Here is a 19,534-nt window from a genome sequence, read left to right as displayed (position 1 = left end):
GCGCAGTCATGAGCCGCACATCACGCAAGGCACGGCGCATCGTGGCGGCGGTCGCCATGTTCCCGCGCCAGTGCATCCAGCCCGATACACGGCTGGATGACCTTGGGCTGGACATGCTGGACCGCATGGAAATCGTGGTCGCGGCGGAAAGCGCCACGGGTGGCTTCGTGCAGGGCGAAAACGACTGGGAGACGGTTGGCGACGTGATCGCCGCCTGCCGTGCTGCCGTGATCTATGGGGAATGCCAGCATGGCGCGAATACTTGACCAGTTCGGCAACCCGATCCCGCCATCCAGTTTCGCCCCGGACGTATCCGGCCCCACCATGCTGGGGGACCGGCCCGCCGTTGCGAACAACACCATTCGCGGGCTGGACCCGGCCACGCTGGGACAGGCCCTGCGTGCGGCCGATCAGGGCGAAAGCCTGCTGTGGATGGAGATAGCCGAGGAAATCGAGCGCCGGGACGGCCATTACCTGGGCGTGCTGAGTACGCGCAAATCCGTGGTCGCCAACCTGCCCATTACCGTCATCCCGGCATCGGACAAGGCTGCCCACAAGAAGCATGCCGCCTTCGTGCAGGACTGGGTGGACCGGGGCATTCTGGAAGCCGCCGCGTTCGACATGCTGGACGCCATCGGCAAGGGCCGGTCCACCCATGAAATCTTCTGGCATGCCGAGGCCGGGAATTACTGGCCGGAGCAGCTTGTGTTCCGGCCTGCGCGCTGGTTTGAGGTGTCACCGCAGGACGGCAACACGATCCTGATGCGTGACATGAACACTGCTGGCGCACCACCCAGCACGCCGGACGGGTTGCAACAGATCGGCTTCAGCCCGCTGGAACCGCACCGCTTCGTCAATCACACCCATCCCCTGTGGTCCGGGCTGACCATGCATGCCGGGCTGTCGCGGCTGGCGGTGTGGTATGTGATGTTCAAGATGTTCACGGTGCGGGACTGGGGCATCTTCGTGCAGAACTATGGCCTGCCGATCCGGCTGGGCCGCTATGGAACCGATGCGTCCCCGCAGGACCGCAACGTGCTGTGGCGCGCGGTGTGCGACTTTGCCGGGTCGCTGGGAATCATGGTGCCCAAGGGCATGGATTTCGAGTTCGTGGAACCCAAGAACGGCGCTGGCAGTAACGACATCCACCAGCGTCGGGCCGATTTCTGCAATTCGGAAATGAGCAAGGCCGTGCTGGGCCAGACGGGCACCACGGACAGCAAGGCCGGTGCCCACGCATCGGGTGCGATCCATCGCATGGTGCAGGAAGATATCGAACACCGCGATGCCGGGCTGCTGTCCGTGACCGCCTCCCGGCAGCTTGCCGTGCCCATGGTGGCCTTTACCTTTGGGCCGCAGGACAAATACCCGTTCATCCGCTTTGGCCGTCCCGATGAAGTGCCGCTGGAAGAACTGGTGAAGCTGATCCAGTTTGCCGGGCCGCAGGGCCTGAAGTTCCGCAGCCAGGACTTCTATGACCGCACCGGGCTGAAAGCCCCGCAGGAAGGTGATGACGTGTTCGGGCTGGTTGCACAGGCACAGCCCATCCAGACCGCGCATGTGCTGCCCGCCCAGGACAAGCCCGCGCAGGACATGCCGCCCAGGGCACCGCCGCCCACAACGTCCAGCCCGCTGGCGGACGATCAGCAGGAAATCACCCTGCATACCCGCGTGGGCAGACTGTTGAGCCGCCATGTCCGTGCCAACGGGCCGAACATCATCAATCTGATGACCCAGAGCCTTGCGCGTGATGCCGAGGCTGGCCTTGCACAGATGACCGACGCCGTGCGGGCCGAGGTGGAAAAGGCCGGTTCCATGGATGACCTGGAAGCGAAGCTGAAGGACATGGACCTGCCCAACGCGCAGTTTCAGCAGGCCATGCAGGTGGCGCTGATGGTGTCTGAACTGGCTGGCGAAGCCGAGGTGCTGGACGAAATGGCGCGCAATGGCTGACACGGCCGTCAGTGCCGCCAAGCTGCCGCCCCGTGATGCGCTGGCCTTCCTGCGCCAGAAGGTGCCCGTGCCTGCCGCGACATGGACCGACCTGTGGCATGAGGCCCATTCGGTTTCGTTCGCCGTTGCCGGTGCCACGTCAAAGGCCATGGCGCGGGACTTCCATGATGCGGTGATCCGCACCAAGGAAGCGGGCGGCACGCGGCGCGAGTTCCAGAAGGAATTCGACGCCATCGTGAAGCGGTACGGCTGGGAGCATACCGGCACGCCGGGCTGGCGCGCGTCCATCATCTACGACACCAACATCACCACGGCCTATTCCGCCGGGCGCTACCGGCGCATGACCACGCCGGAATCACTGGCGCTGTATCCATACTGGCGATACCGGCACCACACCTGCCAGCATCCGCGCCCGCAGCATCTGGCGTGGGATAGCATGATCCTGCGCGCCGATGATCCGTTCTGGAACACCCATTACCCGCCCAACGGCTGGCGCTGCCACTGCACGGTGGAGGTGGTGTCCCAGCGCATGCTGGACCGCAACGGGTGGCAGGTATCCGACAGTCCCGTGATCGAGACGCGCCCATGGCGCAACCCGCACACGGGCGAGATCGTGCACGTCCCGGTCGGCATCGACCCCGGCTTTGCCTACAACCCCGGCAAGGCATGGCTGATGAACGAAGGCGCGCGGGTGGTGACCGAACCCACGCCAAAGCTGCGCCCCATGCTGCCTCCCGCGCAGGATGCCGGACCGGCGCGACCTGTCCCGGCCCGTCCTGCAGGGCCTGCCGTTGCGCCATCGCCCGTGCCTGTTGCACCCGAACCCGTGCCCGATGTTCCGAAGCGCGAGCAGGCATGGCAGGACGCCATTGTCCAGTTGCGGCACAAGCTGGTCGGCACCGTGGAGGCAGGAGAAATCCCGGCGCATGTCCGCAATGCGCTTGGGGGTAACAGCCCGGTCGTTCACCTGTCCGGCCAGACAATGGAAAAGCAGCTTGAGCGCCATCCTGACCTGACGGATGACGACTACCGCATGCTGCCGCAGGTTCTGGCCAATCCCGCTGTCGTCGCTGCCAGCCGGGCGCGCCATGTGATGCTGCTGTCCCACGCAGGCAGGCTTTACCGGGCCATCGTGAAGGTAACGGGAGATGGGAAGGAAAACTGGCTGCAATCATTCCATCGCACCAATGCCGTGGAAGGGCGACGTGCGATTGCGAAGCTGCCCCTTATCAGTGGCAGCATGGATGATCTGGAAAATGACGCGCCGGGGGGGCCTCCCGGAAACCCCCCATAGCGATCCCGCCACAAGGGCGGTCCTACGGCTGGGAGAATAACACCGTGTCTCGGCGCGTCAGCATCAACATAACCATTGTGCAGGAAGATTGCCACCATGGCGTTCATTTCCATCTCCGGTAACACCGATCCCATCCAGTCCGCGCTGGACGCCATCGCCGCCATCGGCACACGCCCGCAGGCCGTGCTGGAAAGCATCGGGCTGGAACTGCACGACAGGACCGTGCAGCGCATGGAACGCGGGGTCGATCCGCGCGGCATCCGGTGGGAGACTTACGCGCCGCTTAACCCGCTCTATCAGGAGTCCAAGGAAACAACGCATATCCTGATCGAGCGTGGCGACCTGCGCGACAGCATCCATTCCGAGGTTATCGGCGGCAGCCTTCTGGTCGGCACTGATTCCGTTTACGGTGCCATCCACCAGTTTGGCGGCGTGATCCGGCCGAAGAACGCACCGGCCCTGACATTCGAGATGGGCGGCGAGATTTTCCACCGTGGCAGCGTCACGATCCCGGCACGGCCATACCTCGGCCTGGGCTTTGGCGACGAGGCCGCGATCATCGACCGGCTGGACGAATTCCTGTCCATTGCCATGCGCGGGCGCTAGTGCGCATCGGCCTTTTGGTTTTAAGAGACCCGTAAGAGGGTTTAAGAGGGGGCAGGATGCGTTTTTGCGTGTCCCGCGTCCGATTGAGCGTCCATAATCGCCACGCGCGCCTGTAAGGCGAAAAATCAGGCGTCGCCATTTTTGTGGCAACAGGGGACTTTGTTCCCCCTGAACGCCCCCCTCAATGCCCGGCATCCTTGCGGGCAATGAGCGAGACCATTCACCTTTTTACGGCGCTGCCGCCTGCCACCGATGGCAAGGCACCCGAATGGATACACCTGGTCCCCAGCGGCACGTTCAAATGCCGCGACGGGCGCGGGCCATACCGGCTGGCCAACCCGCAGGATGTGATTACCCATTCCATGCAGGACGGGCGCATCCACCTGCCGCTTGACGAAAACCATTCCACCGACCGCGCGGCCACCACTGGCGGTTCCGCGCCCGCCATTGGCTGGATCGACCAGTTGCAGGCACGGCCGGATGGCATCTGGGGGCGCGTGGACTGGAACCAGTCCGGCAAAACCCTGATGGCGGACCGTGCCTATTCCGGCGTGTCCCCCGCCATCGGGACCACACCGGATGGCGTCGTGACCCGGATTGCGCGGGCATCGTTGACCAACCTGCCAAATCTCACACTGACATCCCTACATAACCAGGAGACGGGCATGAAGCTCGAAGACATCGCCAGGGCGCTCGGGCTATCAGCCACCGCCACGATGGATGAAGTCATGGCCGCGCTTAAACGTGCGCGCGGCTTTATTTCCACCCACACGGCGCTGGCCGAACTGGCGCGCGCGGACAGTGACGCCCCGGCGGAACAGATCGTCTCCGGCCTGCGGGTGCGGATGCTGTCGGAAGATGCCCACACCCAGCGCATCAAGACGCTGGAAACCGAGAACGCCGATCTGCGCCAGAAGGCTGCCGATGCCTTCATCAGCGCGGCGGCCGCGAAAAAGGTCATCTCCGCTGAACTGAAGCCGGAACTGGTCACCCTGCACATGCAGAACCCCAAGGCCGCCGATCTGTGGATCAAGAGCCTGCCGGATGTGCCGGGTGCCAATGCTCCGGCGGACACGCTGCACCTGCACACTCAGAAGCCGCCCACGTCCGACGATCAGCAGGACGCGGAAACGGCCAGCGTCATGGCTGATTTCGGCCTGACGGCAGAAGACGCCAAGAAGTATGGAGGCAAGCATGGCGCTTAATCGCGACCGCGCCCTGGATGAAATGAAAGCGGCCATCGGGCCGGAATTCGGTTTCGTTACCGCCGTTGGTTTCCGCGTGTATCGCGGCTCCATCGTCGCGGTGTGCCAGGACGGGACCATCCTGCCCGCAGCCAGCGCCAGCCCGCCTTCGCCCATGGTGGCCATTGCCGGGGTCTGCCGCGATTTCCGCGACAATACCGGCAGCGCCATCGTGTCGGACATGGTGGGCGACGAGCCGGTGCAGGTCATGCGCCGCACCTTCGCGCTGCCGTTCGATGCCGCCCCCACATGGGCCAATGTCGGCGCGCCCGTTTACGCGGTGGATGATGAAACCGTGACGCTGACGGAAAACGCCGGGACCGAAGCGGCTCCCGTCAACCGTCTCCAGGTCGGAACGCTGGTCGGCTTCGACCTCTCCGGCACCCCTTACGTGAAGATCGGATAAGCCCACATGGCCATTACTGTCGGCTACATCAACGCGCTGAAGACTGCCGTGTCGCTCGCGTTCAACAAATACCTGAACACGGCAGCCCCCACGTACAAGTCGTTCACGATGGAAGTCCCGTCTTCCGCCGGGGCCAACTTCTACCCCAAGCTGGCGGAACTGCCGGGCTTTCGTGAATGGCACGGGTCGCGTGTCATTCACCGCCTTGATGCGGCTGGCATGGCCATCAAGAACCGGACGTTCGAGCAGACCATCTCCATCAGCCGCGAGGACATGGAGGACAACAACACCGGGTTCCTGGTGCCTGCCGTTGGCCAGATCGGCGCGGATGCAGCCGCCCTGCCGGACAAGCTGGTCTATGAGCAGCTTCAGTCCGGCTTCAAGAAGAAGTGCATGGATGGCCAGTATTTCTTCGATACCGACCATGAAACATATGACGAAACCGGCAAGATCATCAGCTACGCCAATCTTGGCACGCCGCAGTCGAGTGAGTCGGCAGGCCCCTGGTGGTATCTGTTCGACAACACCCAGCCGCTGAAGGCGATGATCTATCAGCCGCGCCGCCCGTTCACCATCACCCCCAAGACCAAGGTCACGGACGGCAACGTGTTCAATGACCGTGAATTCGTGTGGGGTGCTGATGGCCGCTGTGCCGCAGGCTTTGGCCTGTTCCAGCTTGCCTACGCCAGTTGCCGCCCGCTGAACGCCACCAGCTTTGCCGATGCCGTATCCGCCATGGGCATGCTGCGCCGCCGGGACGGATCACCCTATGGCATTTCGCCCAGCCAGCTTGTCGTGCCCAAGAACCTTGAGGCAGCGGGCCGCGCCCTGATGAAGGGTGACTTCATCCCGACCCTGGCACCGGATGGCAAGACCTGGATTCCCGGTTCCAACGAATGGGCACAGGCCGCCGAACTGGTGATCGCGCCCCGTCTCTCCTACGCCGTTGGAGGCTGATAAATGACCCGTAAGACCGACATTGCGCCCGATGACGAAATGGGCGCGGACATGACCGGTGCCCTGAAGGATCAGGCGGACGCCCGCAAGGCATTTGCCAAAGGTGTCGCAATCCGTGGCAAGGACGGTGCGCGGATGGTGCCGTCCGGTCATGTCATCATCGTATGCCGCGATCCCGGCATGCGGCGTGCGGGGATCGAACACAAGGCGCTGCATGTCTGGCGCCATGGTGAACTGACCCGCGCGCAGATCGACCGCATTGCGGCCGATACCGAGACCTTCGCGGTAATCGAGGTCGGCTGATGGCTTACGCCGCCCTTGCAGACATGCTGGTGAAGTATGGCAATGCCGAACTGATCGCAGCGACTGCCGACCTGGACACGCCACTGGACACGATTGACCAGGGCAAGGTTCAGGCGGCGCTGGATCAGGCGTCCAGCCGGATGGACAGCTACCTGCGCCGCCGTTACGTGGTGCCGGTGGCCAGTCCGCCGCCGGTGCTTGTGCAGTATTGCTGTGCTGTCGCGCGCTACCTGCTGCATTCGGGCGGCAACAGCAATCCCAGCGAGCAGATGCGTGCCGATTACAGGGACGCCATTGCGTGGCTGAAGGACATCAATAACGAACATGCCACGCTGGACGGCGCGATCCCGGCCAATACGACCGAGGAATTCGCCCGTATCCAGACGCGGCCAGCGGGCTTCCAGCCCGGAAGGCTGTACTGATGGAACTGCCTGAAAACCAGTATCCGCACCTGCTGCTGCGCGGTGGCCCGGTACGCGAGGCGTTCGATGCGCTGCGCAAGCGCCTGAAGCTGGCGTTTCCGCCGCAGATATTCACGCATGTCGTCGTGCCGCCCAACGCAAAACGGGCGACGTGGGATACAATTCTGAAAACCAAACCGGCCGTCGCACTGGGCTGGAGCGCGTGGAAACCCGACCACGCCTGCGGTGCGACGTTCCGGGGCGATCTGGTGTTCGCGGTGTTCATTGCCATTCAGCACACCGCACCGGAACGTCTTTACCTGGGCAACGAACAGTTGCGCGGGCTGGGCACCATGGGCGTGTCGGCCGCCGCCGTCGCGTTCCTGCATGGCTGGACGCTGCCGGGCGAACTGGGCACCGCCATGGTCCGCCAGTGCGCACTGCCGCCCACGGCGGACTGGCTGGCGGATGATACCGCCCTGGTCTCGCTGGAAGTGGTCGTGCCCAACGTGTCGTTCGATGCCCCGGCGCTGGCGCAGCAGCTTGATGATTTCAAGGGGCTGGCCGTGACGTGGCAGGACGCCGAGGGCGACACACTGGTCGCACCCCCACCCAAGACAGGAGAAACCGCATGACCACGCTGGTGCATGTGACGCCCGGCCGGGTGGTGAAAATCCCGGCCGGAAACAGGACGCGCAGGCTGCCCGATACGGGCTTTAACGTGAACGAACGAGATCCGTTCTGGGCCGCGCTGCTGCGCAATGGTGACCTGACGGCAGGCGACGTGCCCGCGCAGGCTGCCGCCTCAACCACCACCCCGGCAAAGGCGTCCACCGCCGCAACCCCGGCCACGACACAGGCCGCCAGCGGGAGTGCCACGAAATGAGCGAGACCATTTCCTTCAATGAAATCCCCGCAGGCTGGGCCGTTCCGGGCAGCTACGGGGAAGTCACCACCATCCCCAGCGGCAACGATGTGACCGACATGCCGCTGCGACGGCTTGTGCTGGGGCAGAAGGGCGGCGGTACGGGTGCGTCGCTGGTGCGCTACCAGAATATCTCGCCATCACAGGCTGCTGTACTGGCGGGTTCGGCATCTGCGCTGGCGGCCACCGTGGCCGCCATGGTTGCCGCCGCCCCATACGTGGCGGTGGACATGGTGATGGTGGATGCGCCGACCGGGGGCACCGCCGGGTCCGCTACCCTGACATTCACCGGCCCTGCCACGGCCAACGGCACGGCGGCGATCGAAGCCAATGGCGTGCGCGTCCCCTTCGTGGTGACCAGTGGCATGGCCGCGACCGACATGGCCGCTGCTGCTGCCGCCGCGTTCACCAGTGACGTATCGGTGCAGACCGGCCTGAACGCCACAGCCGACAAGGGCGTGCTGACGCTGACCAGCGCGGAAACCGGCACCTTCGTGAACGATATCGACGTGCGCATGAGTTCGCTTACGGCCGACCTTGTGCCGGGTATGAGCGTGGCGGTCACGGCCATGACCGGCGGTGCGGGCACGGTCGACCTGTCGGCAGCACTCGCGCTGGTGTCCAATGTCTGGTTCACCGATATCGTGTCCTGCCTGAATGACGCGTCCAACCGGAACGCGTTGGAGACCGAGGCCGAACGCCGGTTTGGCGCAATGGTCAAGAAGGACGCCCACGTCTATTACGGATACCGGGGCACCTATGGAGAGGTGCTGGCCTTGGCGGAAACAGTCAATAGCCGGTTCATGACCTGCATTCCGGCACAGAACCCGCGCTGGGCACCATGGATCATGGCAGGCGTGGCCGGTTCCATCGCCGCTCAGGCGCTGAACAATGACCCTTCGCGGCAGTTGCGCACGCTGGAACTGACCGGCCTGACCGGGATGGCACCGGATGATGCCGACCTGTTTACGGATGCGATGCGCAACGTGCTGCTGCAATCGGGCATGTCCACCTTCACCGTTGACCAGGACGGCACCGTGCGCATCGAGCGCATGGTGACCAACAACCAGACCGATGCGACCGGCGACACGACCAAGGCGTGGCGCGACATCATGGTGCCCAAGACCGTCAGCCGCGTGCGGTATGAGTGGAACACCTACATTGATGCGACCTATCCGCGCGCCAAGCTGGCGGACGATACATCATCCATGGTGGGCATCGCCGCCTATGTCGTCACCCCCAAGGCCCTGAAGGGAAGCTGGGCAGCGCAGTCGGAACTGTACGAGACCGTGGAGGGCTGGTTGCAGGACACCGACACGCTGGCGCAGCAGGCGGTGTTCACCATCGACCCGTCAGACCGTAACCGCTGTGACGCAGCCCTGCCCATCCGTGTGATGGGATCGCTGATCGTCATGGCCAATTCCATCCAGCTACAGGCGTAAGGGCACATGGCAGGTTCAACAGTTGGTATCTTCAGTGCCTGGTGGAAGGGCCAGAAGATCGAAATCAAGCCGGGGGCAACCCTTCGGCTGCCCGGCAACCAGAACAAGACGGAGACCGCAGGCGGCACGGGCTTCCGTTACGGTCAGTATCAGATCGGGCAGTTCAAATGCACGGCCGTCCTGCCGAAAGGTGGCAGCCTTGCCGCCTTCACGCCGGACGATCAAGACGAGTTGCAGGTGATGGCCGATACCGGGCAGCAGTGGGTTTTCCCCGATGCCTACATCCTTGACGCGCCCGATCTGGCCGACAGCGGCGGCAACATGCCGCTGACCTTCAACATGAACACCTACAAGGAACTGATCTCATGAATGCTCCCGTCGTGAACGGTGCCGCTACCCCTGCAACCACCCCGGCCGCCACCGCGCCGGTTGCGCGCCCCGACCGGCCCAAGCTGCCTGAAGGCGCGGAATATCAGGCCAATGGATCGGTCAAGGTCACGTTGCAGTATCCGGTGGAACAGAAATCCATCGTCAACGGCACGCCCCAGACCGAACTGGTGAGCACCATCATGCTGAACCGGCTGAAGGGGCGCGGTGTCACCGAGATGCTGAATGTGGAAGGCGAAGGCGACCGCATCCGCGCCATGCTGGAGGCATCGGCAGGCATGACCGGCCCGAAGGCCGATGCCCTGCTGGGTGAAATGGACGGGGAGGACTTCCTTACCCTGTCGCGGGTCGCCAGCACTTTTTTGAAGAGTGGGGCGAAGACTGGCCGGTCCTCCTAGCCGCACTCGCCCACGAGACCAGCTTTTCCGAAGCTGAACTGCTGGACATGCCGCTGCACCGCATCCGGTTCTGGTCCGCAGCCCTCGGGCAACTGGCCGAGCGGCGGAATGAGGCAATCCAGCAGCAGATGGCCATGATGGACAGATAGGGAGGCCCCGTTGTCCGGTAACAACATGACGGCGGCCTTCCGTCTGGACTTTGCGGTCGGCTCCATGGAGCCACTTGAGTCCCTTCGTTCGATCCTTGGCGAAATCAACGGATCACTGAAGGAACTGGCCCGCGCGGCCAATCCGTTCGATGAAATGCAGCAGCCCGTCGCCCGCGCGACCGAGGGTGTGACCGGGCTGAACGAAGTCCTGTCCGAGACCGGTGCGGTCGGTGCGGAAGCGGCGGAAGCGGTCGGCACCATTGGCGAAGCCGCCGCAGGGATCGAGGCCGCGACCGCTGCGGTGACCGGGCTGGATGAAGTTCTGTCCGAGACCGGCGCGGCTGGTGCGCGGGCAGCAGAGGCCGTTGGCACCATCAGCATGACCACAGCCGGGGTCGAGGCCGCAACTGCTGCCGTGACCGGGCTGGATGATGCGCTGGGCGCGACAGGAGGGGCTGCGGCCGAGGCGGCAGGCGGCATGAACCGCATCGGCACCGAAGCCGAGGAAGCCGCCGAACGCAGCGTGTCCGCGCTGGGGCGCATCCGGGCTGCGGCGTCAGTTCTGGGCAGTAGCGGCATGGGATACGCGCGCAACGTCGGTGGTGCCGTGCGCGGGTTCGGGCAGTCCATTCAGGAAGGTGTGGGTAGCGCCTTCGGAGCGGCCGCTACCGGGTTCGGGATCGTAATGCCGGTCAGGGCGGCGGCGGAATATGACAACGACCTGACCCATATCGGGATCGGGCTGAACCTGCATGGCGCGGACAATACCCGCTTTGCCGAGACGTTCGGCCGCGACATCGACCGGCTGGCGCGTGATACCGGCCAGCGCGGGACAGACCTTGCCGCTGCGGCCGGGTATTTCTCGCGCGAAGGCTACACGCTTGACCAGATCAAGGCGGTCATGCCGACCGTGGCGCACATCGCCACCGCCTATAACGCGGCACCGGATGGCGTGGCCAAGACCACATTCGCCATGCAGGAGAACCTGGGCATTTCCGCTGCCGAGATGCCCGGTGCGCTGTCGGCCGTGGCGCTGGCCGGGAAGTCGGCCGACCTGCCATTCGAGAAGCTGGCCCCGCTTTTTCCGCAGGTTGCCGCCCAGGCAGGTGCGTTGGGCGTGCGTGGGCGCGACGGCCTGAATGACATGGCGGCCGCACTGGCGGTCATGCGCAAGAACACCGGCACGGAAGGCGAGGCCGTAACCGACATGCGCGCCTTCCTGCAAACCATCACATCCAGTCATACGGCCAAGCGGTTCGATAAATATGGGGTGCATCTTTTCGATGTGCTGAATGACGCCAGAAAGCGCGGAATTGATCCGATGATGGCCGTTCTGCAGAAGGTGAACCAGATCACGCATGGCGGCGACAACCTGAAAGCCGTGGGGGAACTGTTTAACAACGAACAGGACCGTGGGTTCGTGAATGCCCTGCTGCACCACCTTGGCGGGGAACAGGGCTATTTTGCCATCAGGAAGAAGGTGGGCAGTGCCGATCCGGCCATGGTGGACGAGGATTTCCACACCGGCATGCAGTCCACCCTGACGGTGTTGCAGTCGTTCGAGGAATCGCTTTCCCAGTTGGAACGGCGCATCGGGCACGGGTTCGTGCCGATCCTGAAGGTGGCGACAGTCGGGCTGCATGGCCTGACCAAGGGATTCGACTGGCTGGACCAGCATGTGCCGGGGGCGACCACGGCCATTGTTGGCACCGTGGGTGGCATGCTGGCGCTGGCGACCGGCATGGGGGCCGTTGGTGCCGTGGCGGGACCGCTGCGGGCAGGCTTCGTGCTGTTCCGCACGGTGCTGGCCCCGGTCACGGCGCTGTTGGGCGGTGTCAGTCTGGCAACGCTAGGCGTGGTTGCCGGGCTTGCGGCGCTGACGGCCGGTGTCGTGGCGGCCGCGCTGTATGTCTCGCACAACATGACGCGGATTTCCCACGCATTCGATGCGGGTGGTCACGGCATTACCGGATCACTCAAGGGCACGTGGAACGTGGCCAAAATGGTGTTCAACGACTTCACCGCGTGGCTGGATGGCTGGGGCGGCGGGATCGGTACCAAGCTGCACAACATCGTCACGGGGCTGGCGCGGATATTCAGTGCCCCGCTGGTGGCCATGTTCCAGTACGTCAAGGCGCAGTTCGCCACCCTGGACCAGGCATTCAGCAATTCGTGGGTGGGGCGTCATATTGAATCGCTAATGGGCCGTGGCGTGCAGCCCGCGCCCGCGATTCCGGCGGCGGCTCCCGCGCGCCCTGCGCCGGGTGGCAGTGCGGCCGTGGTCCATATCACGCATGACCCCGGCCTGAAGGCGCGCCAGACGGCGGGACCGCGCGGTGCCGTGCGCATCACGCCTGATCGCGGGAGGATGGTGGCGCAGCCATGAGCATCGGAACGGGATTCCTTGGCAGCCAGCTTGGCCTGACGGGTGGGCTTGCGGCATCGCCGCTGTCATCCATCCTGTCGGTGGCAAGCTGGCGCGGCGTCAATTTCTACATGCCCAATTCCCGCGAGGCTGCGGGGCGTCGGGTCATGCAGATGTATTTCCCCGGCCGCGACGATTTCAGCATGCAGGATTTCGGGCAGTTCGACGGCCCGATACAGGTGCGTGGCATTCTGGTGGGCGATGATTACGTCCTGCGTGCCGACCGGATGCGCAAGGCACTGCTGGCCAGGGGACCGGCAACGCTGGTGCATCCGTGGTGGGGCGCGCTGCGGTGCTACCTGTTGCAGGCCGGGCAGATCGAGTTTTCGGACAATGAAATCCGTCTGGCCCGGTTTGAGGCCACGTTTGTGCGCAAGCCGCCCGCATCGGTGTCCAGTGGCCTGTTCTCGAACATCACCGACACCCTGACAAATGTGCTGGAATGTGGTGATGCGCTGGTGGATCAGGGCGTTCTTGCCATGCGCGGGCTGCTGTCGCCTGCCGTGATCCCGCTTGCCCTGGCGAGTGCCGTCAGCAGCACGGTCACGGTGGCAGGCAATGTGTGGAGTGCCGCCACGGCATCGGCCCCGGAACCCGTCCAGTCGGCCACGCAGACATCACTGGCGGCGTTGCAGACCGGCATCGTGGCCCCGGCAGGCAACACGGACACGACCTATGCCGACGGGGTGACGGACCTGCTGGTCAATGTGCCGGCCGCCATCGCGGGCGCGGTATCGACCGGCACGACATCCGCCATTGCCCCGGCAACACAGGTGGCCGATGGCAGCCAGACCACGGTAGACCCGGCGCAGGCGACGACGCTGCTGCTGGATGGCGCGGCGCAGATCGGCGCGCAGGCACAGGCCCTGTCCGTGAAATCACTGGCCCCGGCCGATGTGCTGGTGATCGGGCTGGTGGCGCGTGCCGGGACCGTGGCGCAGGCCATGGCGGCGCAGTCGGCCATGACCTACGCCAGCCAGTCGGACGCCATTGCATCCCGCGATACCATGACGGCGGCGCTGGATGCGCTGGCCAGCGACCTGACCAATGTGATCCTTGCCGGGGCGGAAGTGCCGACGGCGGCCATGTCGGGCGCGATCCGCGATGCCCGCGCGGCTGTCGTGGCGGATATTTCATCACGCCTGGGACGGCTGCCCAGGGTGGTCGCGGTGCCGGTGCCGCGTCAGATGAGCGCATGGCTCATCGCCTATGCCGTGGCGGGCGTATGGGATGATCTGGTCAGCCGCAATGGCCTGACCCATCCAGCGCTGGCAGGCCCCGGCAGCGTGGACGTGCTGGAAACATCGTCATGAGCGGCACCACCAGCACCACGGTCACCGCGCGCGGCATGACCGTGATCGTGAATGGCCGCACGCTGAAGACTTACACCATGGCGGAATGCGGGCGTGATCTGGCCGACATCTGCGGGGCGTTCCATGTCGAATACCTGGACGAAGTGCGGGCCAATCAGGCGCTGGGTGGAACCTTGCCGGAATGGGCCATGATCCGGGAAAACGACCCGGTGGAAATCCGCATCCATGGCGAAACCCGCCTGCTGGGGCATGTGGATGACATCCAGCTTGAAATGGCGGATGGCGAAATCCGCGCCACCATTTCCGGCCGGGACAGGACCGGCGATCTGGTGGACTGTTCCGCCAACCCGACAGGACCGGGAGAATATCGTGCCGTTCATCTTGTGGATGTCATCGGAAACCTTACCGGCCCGTTCGGGCTGGCGGTGTCGGCCGACGTGGATACGGGTGATCCATTTACCCTGGTCGCGGTCGATCCGGCCGAACCCGCCATGTCCACCATCGAAAAGCTGTCGCGCCAGCGCGGGGTTCTGGTCACGTCTGATGGCGTGGGCGGGATTGTCCTGACGCAGGCGGGCAGCACGCGCGCACCGGGGAAGCTGACATTGCCGGGCAACGTGTACCGCATGGAATCACGGGTGTCGGCACGCGGCCGGTATTCGGATGTGTGGGTCAAGGGGCAGTTCAGAAGCCTCTTACGGCCCGCCAGTACCACCCTGAGCATGGACGCGGAGCCGCTGTCCGAAACGCCGGAAGATGCCCCCAGCGCCCCCAGCGCCACCGACACGGAAGCCGCCGCCATCGTGCGGTATGGGCATTGTGTTGACCCCAGCGTGGGCCGGTATCGGCCGCGCGTATGGCTGTCAGCCACCCAGAGCGGCGGATCGGTCGCAGCACAGGGCACGACGAACCCGCCGCTGGACAGTGCTGCCAGCGGTCTGACCGAAGATCCCGGACCAGCACCCACGGCGTACCATGCGGGCAACCGGCGGCCAAAGCGGCAGCGCACGAAGCCACGCACGGATGGCAGCCCGTGGACCATTCAGGATCAGGCGGACTGGCGCATGCGTTCGACCAGGGCGCAGGCCACGGCGCGGGTCTATACCGTTCTGGGATACCGGGGCGAGACGGGAGACATGTGGCTGCCCAACGCCCTGGTCTATGTGAATGACCTGTATGCGGGCATTGACCGGGACATGCTGATCGGGGCCGTGACCTACGTGGACGCGCCGGATGGCGAGGTGACGCGCATATCCGTGGTGGAGCGCGATGCCTATGACCTGACGGGCGACATGGACCATGGCCATAATGGCGCGCGGCGTGCCGGGCACATCGTGGCCCGTGACGGGATGGCGGGCTGATGGCGCTGGACCGGCTGTTCATGGCGGTGCGCGCCCTGTTTGTCCGCGCCGTGGTGCGCTCCATTGACGATACCGGGGCCGAACAGATGCTGACGGTCCAGCCGCATTACGGGCGCGTGCGATCGGGCGTGCCGGTCCATCAGCCGTTCGGGTTTGCGTCCCATGCGCCACTGGATGGTGCCGTGGCTCCCGTCGTGGCCGTGGGTGGCGATCATGCCGACCTGATGGCGCTGCCGCCTGCCAATCCGTCCAGGGCGCGGTTTGGCAGGTTGGGTGAAGGCGACAGCGTGCTGTATGACGCCTGCGGCCAGCGCATCTATATCCAGAACGGGAAGATCGTGCGGCTTGACTGCACATCGGAAATGCTGGTGACAATAGGCGGCAGCCCGATCCTTGACCTGACGGCCAAGCAGGCCACGCTGAATGTGCCGCTGGCGGTCAAGGGCGGGATCACGGCCACGGGCGACATCGCAGCCCAGGGCGATGTGAAGGCGGGCAGCATCAGCCTGGCCAGTCACACCCATCCGGTGACGGATGCGCCGGGCACGACCGGCAGGCCCCAGTAAATCTGATAACAGGGGAAGAACCTCCCCCTGAATGGATGTCGCCTGCGCGCGGATACTGCGCGCATGACGGCATCCGTTCCCTTTTTCCAGATGGCCATGGCCTGGTCGCCCCGTGTCATGGCATGCGATCTGGTGATCGAGCCCACCGGAAACGGGCGTGGCCGCATCGCCATTGATGATACGGCCGCCACGGCGCTGCTGATCGCGCTGGGCACCGACCGGCGCGCGGAGCCTGACGACACGCTGCCCGATGATGTGACGGGGCTGCCCGCGCAGTCGGCCGGGCTGCTGGCGATGCGTGGCTGGGTGGGCGATATCTGCCTGCCTGAAGGCCAGCGGCTGGGCACGCGGGCATGGCTGGAAGCACGCGGCAAGGTTACGGAAGAAACCCGTGCGCGGCTGGCCGGATACACGGCGGAAAGCGTGGAGCCGATTGCCGATTACCACGGCACCGACATCACGACCGGGGCCGCATGGCTGACGGATGACACCATCCAGATCACGGCGCAGGAAAGTGCCACGTCCGTCGCCACCGTGGTGGGTAGCTGATGCCCGCCGCGATCCCGACACCGGAACAGCTTGCCCAGCGTTTTGCGTCCGGTCTGGCCACGATCAGCTTTACCGCCAGCGACGGGACACAGGTGGTTCTGGATGCCAATGCGCCGGGCAGCCTGGAACAGGTTCTGTCCATCGTGGCCGGGCTGGCAGGTGCCGAACAGTATCGCTACATGCGCGACTGGCTGCTGGAACTGATGGTCACCACGGCCACGGTGGATGGCCTGCTGCCCGACCATGGAACGGAATGGGGCGTGCCGCGCAACCCGGCGACGGCCGCCATCGGCAATGTGGTGGTGACCTGTTCGCAGGCCGAGGTCATTCCCATTGGCACGCTGCTGACGGTGGACGGGTCCATCCAGTGGGCGACCACGGCCGAAGGCAATATCGCCGCAGGCGCATCCGGGTCCATTCCCGTGCAGGCGACGGCCACCGGCACCACGGGCAATGTGGGCGGTGGCATCACGCTGACCCTGGTATCGCCCATCGCGGGCGTCACATCCGTTGTGACCGACAGTGACGGGCTGGCCGGTGGTGCCGCCATTGAGGGGCAGGAAAGCTGGCGCGCGCGCATCCTTGAGAAAATCCGCAATCCGCCCGCAGGCGGCAGCGTGACCGATTACGAAGGCTGGGCCGAGGATGCAGGGGCTGCGTACGTCAATGTCGTGCGCGGATGGGTCGGACTGGGCACCGTGGGAATCATTGTGGCGATGGCCGGTCCCAGCGTGCCGACATCGGCCGAGGTCGCGGCGATCCAGTCCTATATTGACGATCCGACCCGAAGGCCCGCGCGCGCAAATGCCTATGTCGTGCCCGCGCAGCTCGCGCCGCAGAACCTGACCCTTTCGATCACGCCGGACACCCAGCAGAACCGCGATCAGGTGCAGACAGCGATTGCGGCCTATTATGCGACCACGGATATCGCGGCCAAGCTGCTGGTAGCGCGGATTGACGCGGCCATCGCGTCGGTCACGTCGGTCACCAGTTACATCCTGTCGGCACCCACTGCGGATGTGCAGTTGGCTGATAACCAGATCGCCACACTGGGCACCATCACATGGCAGGCGTCATCATGAGCCGCACGGCTGCCGAAATACGTGATGAACTGCTGATGCAACTCATGCCGTCCGGCTGGGCATGGTCGAAAAGCACGCAAAGCAATCTGGCGGCCTTGCTGACCCCGTTCTCCATCATGGCGTCGCAGTTTGAGGCCGATATTGACGCCCTGCGCAATGAGATCAGCCCGGCGAAATCGACCCTGCTGCTGGCGGATTACGCGGAAGTGCTGGGACCAGACCCGTGCGGCCGCGACCTGCTGGACCTGACCACGGCCGAGATGCAGGCGCTGCTGAATTCACGCTGGGTTGGCGGCGGTGGCCAGTCCGAGCAGTTTTTCATCGACCTTGCCCAGGCGGCCGATGTGACAATTGCCATCGACTACCCCGAACCCGCGATCTGCGGTGAGGCGGTCTGCGGCGTGGATGTGTGCAGCCAGGACACGGATCGCCTGATCTGGATCATCAACCTGCCCAACAAGAACACCGGCCTTGAATGCCCCATCCAGCGGTTCTGTCCGCCGGATACGGCGCTGGTCTTCAATTACACGGATGCTGCCTGATGGATTACACGAGCGCCCCCGGTTACGTCACTGATGCACAGGGCCGCAGGCAGTATCAGGACCGTGACCTGCTGAATGGGGTCAAGGGCACGTCACTGGTCGCCAAAGACCGAAATGCTGTCCTGAACGCGCTGATGTATCTGATCCAGGCGGTCCAGATCGTACCCAACCCTGATGATGACAGTCAGGTCTGGGCAGCGGTTGAAGCCATGATCAGGGCTGCGCTGGTCGGGACTGGCGGGACGCTGGATTTCATGCCGGTCCAGCAGGGCGGCGGGCCGAACCAGACCACCGACAAGATCAATCTGGGGCAGGATTCAACATATGAGGGCCTTCTGCGCCTTTCGATTGATGGCGCTGATCACGGCACGCTTCTGTCTGGCACGTATCTGGCCACCATTACGGGAACGACAGGCGACCTGCCGGGCATGGGGCTGTGGTTTCAGGCTGCGTCCAAAAGACCGGCATTTACATATCAGGACGCCACCGGCCTGCCGAAGATCATCGACCTTGCGATGAACAGCGATGTCCAGACATTGCAGTCAAATCTTTCCGCGTTCCAGACGACCCAGACCAATACCAATGCCACGCTGTCTGCCGACATCAGCCAATGCGTATCGGGCGTCTATGGGGTGGCCACGTCAGCCGGGGACAGGCAGGGCAAGGGATTGTATCAGGCAGGTGGAAGCGCGCGCCCTACCTTCGTCTACAACAACGGCACCACCGACGTTTATAACGCTCTGGCCTATTACGCTGATGTGACCGCGCTGTCTGCCACGCTGTCCACGGACATAAGCAACTGCGTGTCGGGCATCGCGGCATCCGGGGATGCGCAGGGCCTTAAACTGTATCAGTCCACTGGCAGCGGACGACCGCATTTTTTCTATACGGGCGGGGATGAATACCTTGCCACCTATACGGACGTGACAACCGTTCAGGCCAACCTGACATCGTTCCAGACCAGCCAGGCAAACCAGAACAGCACTTTCGCCACCGAGATTGCATCCAAGGTCGGCACCAACACCACGAATGACGGTGTCAATTCACCCATTACCTATCTGGGCCACAATAATGCGTCCGGTGCGCCTTTCGTTATCAGTCCCCTGGCGGGTTCGTACCGGATCATCCCCTCGCGTCCGGGGGCTGGATTTAACTCCATTTCCAACATGAGCACGGACGGCTCCGGGAATATTATTCTTAAGGACAGTTCGACTGCAGATGCCTATGTATA

At 64.3% G+C, this 19,534-nt stretch carries 22 protein-coding genes; all 22 read left to right on the top strand.

The features are described 5' to 3' along the window. Nucleotides 1-8 precede the first annotated feature (8 nt). Complete coding sequence (locus tag HNO79_RS14525) at nucleotides 9-266, top strand: phosphopantetheine-binding protein (RefSeq protein WP_048851718.1); 258 nt, start codon at nucleotides 9-11, stop codon at nucleotides 264-266. After that, nucleotides 250-1,953: a DUF935 domain-containing protein gene (locus HNO79_RS14520; protein WP_244987559.1), complete on the top strand. Its 1,704-nt coding sequence runs from the start codon at nucleotides 250-252 to the stop codon at nucleotides 1,951-1,953. The genes HNO79_RS14525 and HNO79_RS14520 overlap by 17 nt, the downstream gene beginning before the upstream one ends. Continuing rightward, nucleotides 1,946-3,247, top strand: coding sequence for a phage head morphogenesis protein (locus tag HNO79_RS14515; protein WP_214165747.1), 1,302 nt, complete (start codon nucleotides 1,946-1,948; stop codon nucleotides 3,245-3,247). The genes HNO79_RS14520 and HNO79_RS14515 overlap by 8 nt, the downstream gene beginning before the upstream one ends. A gap of 96 nt (nucleotides 3,248-3,343) precedes the next feature. Further along, nucleotides 3,344-3,853 (top strand): phage virion morphogenesis protein, encoded by a 510-nt coding sequence (locus HNO79_RS14510; RefSeq protein ID WP_214165748.1) that lies wholly within the window; start codon nucleotides 3,344-3,346, stop codon nucleotides 3,851-3,853. Between the two features lie 206 nt (nucleotides 3,854-4,059). Next, nucleotides 4,060-5,058, top strand: coding sequence for a phage protease (locus HNO79_RS14505; RefSeq protein WP_214165749.1), 999 nt, complete (start codon nucleotides 4,060-4,062; stop codon nucleotides 5,056-5,058). Next, a complete protein-coding gene (locus tag HNO79_RS14500; RefSeq protein ID WP_048851714.1) occupies nucleotides 5,048-5,503 on the top strand; it encodes a hypothetical protein in 456 nt (151 codons plus the stop codon). Before HNO79_RS14505 ends, HNO79_RS14500 begins: the two co-directional genes overlap by 11 nt. Before the next feature lie 6 nt (nucleotides 5,504-5,509). Beyond that, the gene (locus HNO79_RS14495; protein ID WP_214165750.1) at nucleotides 5,510-6,460 is read left to right on the top strand and encodes a Mu-like prophage major head subunit gpT family protein; all 951 of its coding nucleotides are present in this window, start codon (nucleotides 5,510-5,512) and stop codon (nucleotides 6,458-6,460) included. 3 nt (nucleotides 6,461-6,463) lie between these two features. Beyond that, on the top strand, nucleotides 6,464-6,763 hold the full coding sequence (locus HNO79_RS14490) for a hypothetical protein (protein WP_214165751.1): 300 nt from the start codon (nucleotides 6,464-6,466) through the stop codon (nucleotides 6,761-6,763). Beyond that, nucleotides 6,763-7,185 carry a DUF1320 domain-containing protein gene (locus HNO79_RS14485; RefSeq protein ID WP_214165752.1) on the top strand — a complete coding sequence of 141 codons (423 nt, stop codon included), beginning with the start codon at nucleotides 6,763-6,765 and terminating at the stop codon, nucleotides 7,183-7,185. The genes HNO79_RS14490 and HNO79_RS14485 overlap by 1 nt, the downstream gene beginning before the upstream one ends. Then, nucleotides 7,185-7,799 carry a hypothetical protein gene (locus HNO79_RS14480; RefSeq protein ID WP_214165753.1) on the top strand — a complete coding sequence of 205 codons (615 nt, stop codon included), beginning with the start codon at nucleotides 7,185-7,187 and terminating at the stop codon, nucleotides 7,797-7,799. The genes HNO79_RS14485 and HNO79_RS14480 overlap by 1 nt, the downstream gene beginning before the upstream one ends. Beyond that, the gene (locus HNO79_RS14475) at nucleotides 7,796-8,050 is read left to right on the top strand and encodes a hypothetical protein (protein ID WP_214165754.1); all 255 of its coding nucleotides are present in this window, start codon (nucleotides 7,796-7,798) and stop codon (nucleotides 8,048-8,050) included. Before HNO79_RS14480 ends, HNO79_RS14475 begins: the two co-directional genes overlap by 4 nt. Then, on the top strand, nucleotides 8,047-9,531 hold the full coding sequence (locus HNO79_RS14470) for a phage tail sheath subtilisin-like domain-containing protein (RefSeq protein WP_214165755.1): 1,485 nt from the start codon (nucleotides 8,047-8,049) through the stop codon (nucleotides 9,529-9,531). The genes HNO79_RS14475 and HNO79_RS14470 overlap by 4 nt, the downstream gene beginning before the upstream one ends. A gap of 6 nt (nucleotides 9,532-9,537) precedes the next feature. After that, entirely contained in the window at nucleotides 9,538-9,900 is a 363-nt protein-coding gene (locus HNO79_RS14465; protein ID WP_214165756.1) for a phage tail tube protein, read from the top strand. Then, nucleotides 9,897-10,316 carry a hypothetical protein gene (locus tag HNO79_RS14460; protein ID WP_214165757.1) on the top strand — a complete coding sequence of 140 codons (420 nt, stop codon included), beginning with the start codon at nucleotides 9,897-9,899 and terminating at the stop codon, nucleotides 10,314-10,316. The genes HNO79_RS14465 and HNO79_RS14460 overlap by 4 nt, the downstream gene beginning before the upstream one ends. Nucleotides 10,317-10,475: 159 nt before the next feature. Continuing rightward, entirely contained in the window at nucleotides 10,476-12,851 is a 2,376-nt protein-coding gene (locus HNO79_RS14455) for a phage tail tape measure protein (RefSeq protein ID WP_214165758.1), read from the top strand. Next, nucleotides 12,848-14,203 (top strand): DNA circularization N-terminal domain-containing protein, encoded by a 1,356-nt coding sequence (locus HNO79_RS14450; protein ID WP_214165759.1) that lies wholly within the window; start codon nucleotides 12,848-12,850, stop codon nucleotides 14,201-14,203. The genes HNO79_RS14455 and HNO79_RS14450 overlap by 4 nt, the downstream gene beginning before the upstream one ends. After that, a complete protein-coding gene (locus tag HNO79_RS14445) occupies nucleotides 14,200-15,564 on the top strand; it encodes a phage baseplate assembly protein (protein ID WP_214165760.1) in 1,365 nt (454 codons plus the stop codon). Before HNO79_RS14450 ends, HNO79_RS14445 begins: the two co-directional genes overlap by 4 nt. Then, the gene (locus HNO79_RS14440; protein ID WP_214165761.1) at nucleotides 15,564-16,130 is read left to right on the top strand and encodes a phage baseplate assembly protein domain-containing protein; all 567 of its coding nucleotides are present in this window, start codon (nucleotides 15,564-15,566) and stop codon (nucleotides 16,128-16,130) included. Before HNO79_RS14445 ends, HNO79_RS14440 begins: the two co-directional genes overlap by 1 nt. Nucleotides 16,131-16,193: 63 nt before the next feature. Beyond that, complete coding sequence (locus HNO79_RS14435; protein WP_214165762.1) at nucleotides 16,194-16,679, top strand: phage GP46 family protein; 486 nt, start codon at nucleotides 16,194-16,196, stop codon at nucleotides 16,677-16,679. Then, nucleotides 16,679-17,761: a baseplate J/gp47 family protein gene (locus HNO79_RS14430; protein WP_214165763.1), complete on the top strand. Its 1,083-nt coding sequence runs from the start codon at nucleotides 16,679-16,681 to the stop codon at nucleotides 17,759-17,761. Before HNO79_RS14435 ends, HNO79_RS14430 begins: the two co-directional genes overlap by 1 nt. Beyond that, nucleotides 17,758-18,303: a putative phage tail protein gene (locus HNO79_RS14425; protein ID WP_214165764.1), complete on the top strand. Its 546-nt coding sequence runs from the start codon at nucleotides 17,758-17,760 to the stop codon at nucleotides 18,301-18,303. Before HNO79_RS14430 ends, HNO79_RS14425 begins: the two co-directional genes overlap by 4 nt. Next, nucleotides 18,303-19,534 (top strand): hypothetical protein (locus HNO79_RS14420; RefSeq protein ID WP_214176812.1); only part of this gene is annotated, 1,232 nt, incomplete at its 3' end. The genes HNO79_RS14425 and HNO79_RS14420, both read left to right, overlap by 1 nt.

Origin of the sequence: Komagataeibacter oboediens (assembly GCF_018491655.1) — a bacterium.
Taxonomy (GTDB): domain Bacteria; phylum Pseudomonadota; class Alphaproteobacteria; order Acetobacterales; family Acetobacteraceae; genus Komagataeibacter; species Komagataeibacter oboediens.
Note: the sequence above shows the minus strand (reverse complement) of the source record. Positions and strands in the feature narration are given on the sequence as shown.

Excerpts from the sequence above, each read along its gene's own strand:
- HNO79_RS14525 (WP_048851718.1), top strand. The coding sequence starts at position 9 with ATGAGCCGCACATCACGCAAGGCACGGCGCATCGTGGCGGCGGTCGCC.
- HNO79_RS14520 (WP_244987559.1), top strand. The coding sequence starts at position 250 with ATGGCGCGAATACTTGACCAGTTCGGCAACCCGATCCCGCCATCCAGT.
- HNO79_RS14515 (WP_214165747.1), top strand. The coding sequence starts at position 1,946 with ATGGCTGACACGGCCGTCAGTGCCGCCAAGCTGCCGCCCCGTGATGCG.
- HNO79_RS14510 (WP_214165748.1), top strand. The coding sequence starts at position 3,344 with ATGGCGTTCATTTCCATCTCCGGTAACACCGATCCCATCCAGTCCGCG.
- HNO79_RS14505 (WP_214165749.1), top strand. The coding sequence starts at position 4,060 with ATGAGCGAGACCATTCACCTTTTTACGGCGCTGCCGCCTGCCACCGAT.
- HNO79_RS14500 (WP_048851714.1), top strand. The coding sequence starts at position 5,048 with ATGGCGCTTAATCGCGACCGCGCCCTGGATGAAATGAAAGCGGCCATC.
- HNO79_RS14495 (WP_214165750.1), top strand. The coding sequence starts at position 5,510 with ATGGCCATTACTGTCGGCTACATCAACGCGCTGAAGACTGCCGTGTCG.
- HNO79_RS14490 (WP_214165751.1), top strand. The coding sequence starts at position 6,464 with ATGACCCGTAAGACCGACATTGCGCCCGATGACGAAATGGGCGCGGAC.
- HNO79_RS14485 (WP_214165752.1), top strand. The coding sequence starts at position 6,763 with ATGGCTTACGCCGCCCTTGCAGACATGCTGGTGAAGTATGGCAATGCC.
- HNO79_RS14480 (WP_214165753.1), top strand. The coding sequence starts at position 7,185 with ATGGAACTGCCTGAAAACCAGTATCCGCACCTGCTGCTGCGCGGTGGC.
- HNO79_RS14475 (WP_214165754.1), top strand. The coding sequence starts at position 7,796 with ATGACCACGCTGGTGCATGTGACGCCCGGCCGGGTGGTGAAAATCCCG.
- HNO79_RS14470 (WP_214165755.1), top strand. The coding sequence starts at position 8,047 with ATGAGCGAGACCATTTCCTTCAATGAAATCCCCGCAGGCTGGGCCGTT.
- HNO79_RS14465 (WP_214165756.1), top strand. The coding sequence starts at position 9,538 with ATGGCAGGTTCAACAGTTGGTATCTTCAGTGCCTGGTGGAAGGGCCAG.
- HNO79_RS14460 (WP_214165757.1), top strand. The coding sequence starts at position 9,897 with ATGAATGCTCCCGTCGTGAACGGTGCCGCTACCCCTGCAACCACCCCG.
- HNO79_RS14450 (WP_214165759.1), top strand. The coding sequence starts at position 12,848 with ATGAGCATCGGAACGGGATTCCTTGGCAGCCAGCTTGGCCTGACGGGT.
- HNO79_RS14445 (WP_214165760.1), top strand. The coding sequence starts at position 14,200 with ATGAGCGGCACCACCAGCACCACGGTCACCGCGCGCGGCATGACCGTG.
- HNO79_RS14440 (WP_214165761.1), top strand. The coding sequence starts at position 15,564 with ATGGCGCTGGACCGGCTGTTCATGGCGGTGCGCGCCCTGTTTGTCCGC.
- HNO79_RS14435 (WP_214165762.1), top strand. The coding sequence starts at position 16,194 with ATGACGGCATCCGTTCCCTTTTTCCAGATGGCCATGGCCTGGTCGCCC.
- HNO79_RS14430 (WP_214165763.1), top strand. The coding sequence starts at position 16,679 with ATGCCCGCCGCGATCCCGACACCGGAACAGCTTGCCCAGCGTTTTGCG.
- HNO79_RS14425 (WP_214165764.1), top strand. The coding sequence starts at position 17,758 with ATGAGCCGCACGGCTGCCGAAATACGTGATGAACTGCTGATGCAACTC.